The sequence below is a fragment of the Staphylococcus sp. GDY8P72P genome, from assembly GCF_016890655.1.
In the GTDB taxonomy this organism is placed as follows: Bacteria; Bacillota; Bacilli; order Staphylococcales; family Staphylococcaceae; genus Staphylococcus; species Staphylococcus arlettae.
Genome location: NZ_JAFEQJ010000033.1, coordinates 1 through 4,940, shown reverse-complemented (window position 1 = coordinate 4,940; position 4,940 = coordinate 1). Strand labels below are relative to the sequence as shown.

General features: G+C 34.3%; 5 protein-coding genes. 3 read left to right on the top strand and 2 right to left on the bottom strand.

Annotation, left to right across the window (positions count from 1 at the left end; all coding sequences use genetic code 11):
• Nucleotides 1-131: 131 nt before the first annotated feature.
• From JVU85_RS12130 to JVU85_RS12120, 3 genes are read left to right on the top strand one after another with little or no spacing between them, the layout of a single operon-like run.
• Nucleotides 132-1,217: a tyrosine-type recombinase/integrase gene (locus JVU85_RS12130; protein ID WP_000867971.1), complete on the top strand. Its 1,086-nt coding sequence runs from the start codon at nucleotides 132-134 to the stop codon at nucleotides 1,215-1,217.
• A 2-nt stretch (nucleotides 1,218-1,219) separates the two neighbouring features.
• Complete coding sequence (locus JVU85_RS12125; RefSeq protein WP_029658482.1) at nucleotides 1,220-3,133, top strand: tyrosine-type recombinase/integrase; 1,914 nt, start codon at nucleotides 1,220-1,222, stop codon at nucleotides 3,131-3,133.
• A gap of 1 nt (nucleotide 3,134) precedes the next feature.
• On the top strand, nucleotides 3,135-3,500 hold the full coding sequence (locus tag JVU85_RS12120) for a DUF6262 family protein (RefSeq protein ID WP_000619629.1): 366 nt from the start codon (nucleotides 3,135-3,137) through the stop codon (nucleotides 3,498-3,500).
• Nucleotides 3,501-3,782: 282 nt separating this feature from the next.
• Here JVU85_RS12120 and JVU85_RS12115 read toward each other — a convergent pair whose 3' ends face one another.
• Together JVU85_RS12115 and JVU85_RS12110 are read right to left on the bottom strand one after the other, a co-directional pair.
• On the bottom strand, nucleotides 3,783-4,199 hold the full coding sequence (locus JVU85_RS12115; RefSeq protein ID WP_000855243.1) for an NAD(P)H-dependent oxidoreductase: 417 nt from the start codon (nucleotides 4,197-4,199) through the stop codon (nucleotides 3,783-3,785).
• A gap of 177 nt (nucleotides 4,200-4,376) precedes the next feature.
• A partial coding sequence (locus JVU85_RS12110; RefSeq protein ID WP_204172639.1) for an MFS transporter occupies nucleotides 4,377-4,940 on the bottom strand: 564 nt, incomplete at its 5' end.

Below are 4,940 nucleotides of genomic sequence, written 5' to 3'. Positions count from 1 at the left end.
TTAAACATAGTATCCTAAACTAGAGTACTCTAAGTACTCGAAGTTTAGGATTTTTTAATTACAGTGCTTTAACTATTAAATATATAAGGGTATTATTAATAGTAGTTAAAGTATTTAAAGGTGGTGGAAAGATGAAGGTTCAGAAAGTAATTGTGGAGGAAAAATCATATCCGTTATACATACTGCTAGATAAAGAATTTGAAGTGATAGAACCGGTTAAGCGATTTATAAAGTACTTGGATAATACGGGCAAAGCTCCAAATACCATTAAAACATATTGTTATCATCTCAAGCTGTTTTATGAATTTATGAGCCAAAGTAGAATCGAATTAGGAGATTTACAATTTGAGGATTTAGCAAACTTTGTAGGATGGTTAAGAAATCCAGCAGGGCATTTAAAGGTAATAGATATACAACCAAAGAAGGCTAAAAGAGAGGAAACATCAGTTAATTCCATACTTAACGCTGTAACTAGTTTCTTAGAGTATTTAAATCGCACAGAAAATTTTAAAGCTATAGATATGTCTAAAGAAGCAAGAGGAAGAAACTTTAAGGGGTTTCTTCACCATATTTCTAAAGGTAGATCCTATAAAAAAAATATTTTAAAGCTTAGGGTCAAAAAGAAACTTGTACAAGTATTAGAACATGGACAAGTCAAAGCAATAATTGAGGCATGTCATACCAAAAGAGATAAGTTACTTATTATGCTTATGTATGAAGGGGGACTTCGGATAGGAGAAGCATTATCCCTTCGTATTGAAGATATTTCAACATGGGATAACCAGATTAACATCAGGCCAAGAGATCATAATGAAAATGGAGCTTATATTAAACTTAAAAAAGAAAGAACTATTGATGTAAGTAAGGAATTAATGGCATTATATACCGATTACTTAGTACATGAATATGGGGAAGATTTAGATCATGATTATATATTTATTAATCTTAAAGATTCTTATTTTGGCCACCCTCTAAAATATCAAAGTGTATTAGACTTAATAAGAAGACTAGGAAAACGGACAGGGATTACTTTCACTGCCCATATATTACGTCATACGCATGCCACAGAGCTTATTAGAAGTGGATGGGATGCTGCATATGTACAAAAAAGATTAGGGCATGCCCATGTACAAACAACACTTGATACGTATGTTCATCTTTCTGATCAAGATATGAAGAATGAATATAAAAAGTATCTTCAAGGGAGAGAAACATGACAATGAAATTTCCAAGTGTAGCAACTAATCGAAAGCTTATCGCTAGTACAGAGATTAATAAAAAAATAGCTAATATGACAAGTGTTTTAAAAGGTTATTGGGCAGCAGATAGATGGGATATAAGAATTTGTCCGCATCCTAGTGCAATTGAGTTAAGTAAGAATCCGTCACTAAGAAATCGTTGGGTAAATTTCGATAAGGTGGAAAATGTCTGGTTGAAAACAGAATTAAAATATTTTTATTACCTTCACTTGAATAATGGAGCTTGGAATGCAAAATCCGTTTGGATTAGAAAGGGAACAGTGATAAGCCGGATGATGGGATTTTTAAATTTAAAATATCCTAATATTACATCGATAACCGAAGTGCCTATAAAAAAAGCTTTGACAGAATACCGGACCTACTTAACAGAACAAAAAGTAAAAACTACGACTACTAATTACAAACTTGATGTAAATCAGCAGAAAGTTACTGTACATGCGAATTCCTATTACGTTACTCATCTTAAGCAGTTTATGGAATTCTATGAGGACTTCTATTTTGATGGGGAAGAATGGGAAAAAGATGTTTGGAATCGAAGAAAATTATCATTACCGGAAGATAAGGTAAACCCAACATCCTACGAATATACGATCAACTTTAAGGGTTTTAAGAATAATTATTTTAAAGAAATAGTTAAGCGATATTGTAAACTAATGTTAAACACAGCTAGCTTTTCTCACGTAGTAGATATAGCTTCAAAATTAAAAGAATTTTTTAATTTCATGAACAAAAATTGTGAAGGTATACAAAGGATTCATCAATTAACTAGAAATGAAATTGAGCAATATTTTAATTATATTAATTTAAAAGGTTTAAAACCCAGTACTGTAACTGGACGAATATCTACTTTAGACGTTTTTTTTACTACAATTCAAAGATATGACTGGAAGGATACACCTTCTAAGATCCTTATCTTTCAAGAAGATTACCCTAAAGTGCCGAAGGCACTACCACGTTATATTGATGAACATATACTTGAACAATTAAATGGGAAATTAGATAAATTGGAACCTTATATTGCTACAATGGTTATGGTACTTCAAGAATGCGGGATGCGTATCAGTGAACTTTGTACATTGAAAAAAGGGAGCGTCATAACCGATAAAGAAGGGGATTGCTTTTTAAAGTATTATCAGTGGAAAATGAAGAAAGAGCATATCATTCCTATTTCTAAAGAAATTGCTGCATTGATATTAGTTCAAGAGCAAAGGGTGGCTGATGAACTCGATGATGGATGTGTATATGTGTTTCCCCGAAAAGATTGCTCACCATTGAAACAAGATACCTTTAGGGTTAAATTAAATGAACTAGCTTATGAAGAAAAGATAACGGACAGCAACGGAGAAATTTTTCGTTTTCATGCTCATGCCTTTCGGCATACAGTTGGCACTAGAATGATAAATAACGGAGTGCCACAACATATTGTCCAGAAGTTCTTGGGTCACGAATCACCGGAAATGACGGCAAGATATGCACATATTTTTGATGAAACCCTAAAGAAGGAATTTACGAAATTTAAGGAAACCTTAGTAACGAATAACGGTAGCATTCTGGATTTAAGTGAGGAAAATACTGAAGCTGACAATACAGATCTTCAATGGTTTAAAAAGAATATCAATGCACAGGCACTTCCTAATGGCTATTGTCGGTTACCAGTAATTGCAGGACCATGTCCTCACGCAAATGCATGTTTAGATTGTACGAATTTCTGTACAAGTAAACAATTTCTTACTGAACATGAAGAGCACTTAGAGCGAACTAAAGAAATACTAAATAGGGCTAAACAAAACCAATGGCAGCGTCAGGTTGAAACCAATGAACGTGTTAAAAATAGATTAGAACAGATTATTCATTCGTTAAAGGAGACGAATTAAAATGATTAGAAAAGGTAACACAACTGCCATAGTTCAGCTAGCTAAAGACAAGTCGGAGAAAACAAGAATTAGGGTTGAAAAGACAATTTCAGAGATGGCATTGAAAGAAGAGAAGATTAATTTTAATTCCGTTGCACAAAAAGCAAATGTTTCAAAGTCATGGCTTTACAAACAAAAAGATATTAGAACTAGAGTGGAGACATTAAGAGGGATGCAGATAAGTGAGTTAACCCCCCGTAAACCTAGTAAAAGCCCTCGTTCAGAGGACGTATTAATAAAAACCTTAAAAAGCCGTATAAAGGCGTTAGAAGAAGAGAATGAACGGTTAAAGGATCAAGTTCAAAAATTACATGGCAAGCTGTTTTAGCAGATTTGTGTTTCTTGGAATTTATTGGGCACTTTGAATTGGCTACCTAAAATGAAATCGCTAAAACCTTCAATAACTTCAATAGCCCATTTCCCTAAATGTGTTAAGGGGAAATGGGCTTTCTTCTAGTATTGTTGGCATGATCGCAGAAGTGTTTTATGCTCTTAAATAATACTTTTTAATATATTGCAAATACTCATTAGCACTTTTCTGTATCTCTTCGCCCTTCATATCCGAATTAGCACCGTAAAGTACAAACTCTGGTACATATTCAGCATGAATCTATGCACATAAAGATTTGAATGGTGTTAACATCTGGGTTAATGTATGCTTGTTTTTACCCATACTTGTAAATTCACCTTTTTTTACGCCAGCTGATATAGCTAATCCTAATTTTCGATTATAAAATATTCTTTTACCCTTTGATCCGTAAGCCCATCCATATATAATCACTTCATCGATCCATTTTTTTAATAATGAAGGAGAACTATACCAATATAATGGAAATTGAAAAATAATATTATCATGATTTTCAACTAATTCCTGCTCTCTTTTTACATTTATAATAAAATCAGGATACTCTCTATAAAGATCATGAATGGTAATTTCGTTTGAATAAGACGCTGCTTTTTCTACCCAAACTTTATTGATTCGAGAATTTGGCATATCTGGGTGAGAAACGATCACCAATGTTTTCATTGTTTCATCCTTAACATACTCAACTTTCGCACCAATAAAACAGTGTACGAAAGTTGAGTTACTTAAAAGTATTCTATTCTAAGAAATTCAAATTTGCGTGATTCCTAAGCTATTTATTTACAGCTTAAACTATAGAAGATGAACTAAACAATAACTAATCTTTACATAACTAAGTTATTACCCACGCTTTTTTAAACCTAATCCAGCTATTAAGGCAATGAGTATTGCCCCTGTAGCTGCAAGGAACGCATCTGAGTAGGACATAGCGTCCAATATATATAATGGATTTATCGGCTCAGTAGCATCACGTCGAGCGGATAATAATGCTCCAATCATACCTGCTCCAGTTCCTGCTCCAAGGTACAAAGCACCTTGGAAAATCCCCATTCCGACACCAACCTTGTCTGCATCGAGTGCACTTACTGCGGCGTTATTTGCGGGAGAATTCGTGAATGCAAAAGCAATCCCTACTCCGAGGACCCCCACGGAAACTAACAGAGGTGAAGCACCAGATGCATAGGTGGACAAGAATAAGGTAGACAGCCCCATCAGAGTCATCCCAGTAATTATCAGACGTTTATCCCCAAATCGATCAGAAAGACGGCCAACGAAGGGAGATAAGATTGCAACAGCCACACCACCTGGCAACAATATCATTCCAGCCTGTCCAGAAGAGAGTCCATTCACATCAACGACTATTAATGGGACGAACACAATAACAGCGAAATAAGCAAACATCGA